Consider the following 1,419-nt stretch of genomic DNA (forward strand, 5'->3'; position numbering starts at 1 on the left):
CTTTGGTGTTCCCATAATTAAATCTAACGTTTTTGATGAAAACACTCCTTAAGTTTTTAAAATATCGTGTCCACTTTTTGCTGACGATTTACAAGTTACCTCCGTAGAACTGGAGGGCAACATCATCCCGGTAGATATTACCATTTATGATTTGGACGGTCAGCAAGGCTTGTACGTTCCGTATTCGCCCGAAATGAACGCCCTTACCGAAATGGCGGGCAATATGAGCCAGACCGGAGGAACAAGCGTAATGCTTACGCAGAATGCCGGACAACAGGTTGCTGCTGATTTAAGCCGTGGCGTGGTACAGGGTATTTCGGGCTATTTCGCCAAAAAGGTAAGAACCCCAAAAGTCACACTGAAAGCGGGTTATCAGGTCTTCTTGGTATCAAAAAAATAATGTTGAACTCAAATAAATAAAACAATGAAAAATCATTTAAAAACCTTTTGGGCTATTGCCCTGATACTCGGCTTTGCCGTACAATCTTATGCACAGGACAGCATCAGAACACCGCTTGCCCTGGGCAAGATAGAACCGTACCGTATGGAAGTAACCTACGACAAAACTTCGCACCTAATTTTCCCGACCGCCATACGTTATGTGGATTTGGGCAGCGAATACCTGATTGCAGGCAAGGCTGAAGATGCCGAAAATGTATTGCGTGTAAAAGCATCGGTAAGGGATTTTGAACCGGAAACCAACTTTTCAGTTATCACGAATGACGGGCGTTTTTACAGCTTCAATGTGTATTACAGTTCCTATCCTGAAGCAATGAGCTACGACCTGCTCTCTATGCAAAAAGCAGTAGATAAAGCGAACGGTAACGATGTGCTTTTTGAGGAACTGGGCAACAATTCTCCCTCACTGGCAGGCTTGCTACTGGAAACCATTTACAAGAAAGATAAACGGATTGTAAAGCATATCGGGGCTAAGAGTTTCGGCATCCAGTTTATCCTGAAAGGGATTTACATACACAACGGTAAATACTACTTCCATACGGAATTGAGAAACCGTACCAATGTGCCGTTTGAGATTGATTTTATCAATTTCAAAGTAGTGGATAAGAAAGTAGCTAAACGCACCGTAGTACAGGAAAGACCGCTAACGCCGTTGCGCACTTACAAGCCATTGGACGGCATCGCAGGGAAATCGACCGAACAAAACGTGTACCTGTTAGACCAGTTTACCATTGCCGATGACAAGGTGCTGCTGATTGAAATTTTCGAGAAGAACGGTGGCAGGCATCAAACGCTTCAGGTAGAAAATTCGGACTTAATCAAAGCCCGTTTGATTGATGATATGCACCTGAAATTTTAATAACCCTTCTGATTCTCCGTAAACACGCCTAATATTTTTAGTATATTAGCACATCAAGAAGAATAGACGATGAACATATTCAGTTTTACAGCGCATTTTGG

Annotated in this window: 2 protein-coding genes; both read left to right on the forward strand. The window is 42.8% G+C overall.

Going from position 1 to position 1,419, the window contains the following annotated elements:
* Nucleotides 1-61: 61 nt before the first annotated feature.
* On the forward strand, nucleotides 62-400 hold the full coding sequence (traM, locus tag A37S_RS0122515; protein WP_281169890.1) for a conjugative transposon protein TraM: 339 nt from the start codon (nucleotides 62-64) through the stop codon (nucleotides 398-400).
* A gap of 24 nt (nucleotides 401-424) precedes the next feature.
* A complete protein-coding gene (traN, locus tag A37S_RS0122520) occupies nucleotides 425-1,318 on the forward strand; it encodes a conjugative transposon protein TraN (protein ID WP_028298884.1) in 894 nt (297 codons plus the stop codon).
* Nucleotides 1,319-1,419 lie beyond the last annotated feature (101 nt).

Source organism: Olivibacter sitiensis DSM 17696, assembly GCF_000427965.1.
Taxonomy (GTDB): domain Bacteria; phylum Bacteroidota; class Bacteroidia; order Sphingobacteriales; family Sphingobacteriaceae; genus Olivibacter; species Olivibacter sitiensis.

Excerpts from the sequence above, each read along its gene's own strand:
- traN (WP_028298884.1), top strand. The coding sequence starts at position 425 with ATGAAAAATCATTTAAAAACCTTTTGGGCTATTGCCCTGATACTCGGC.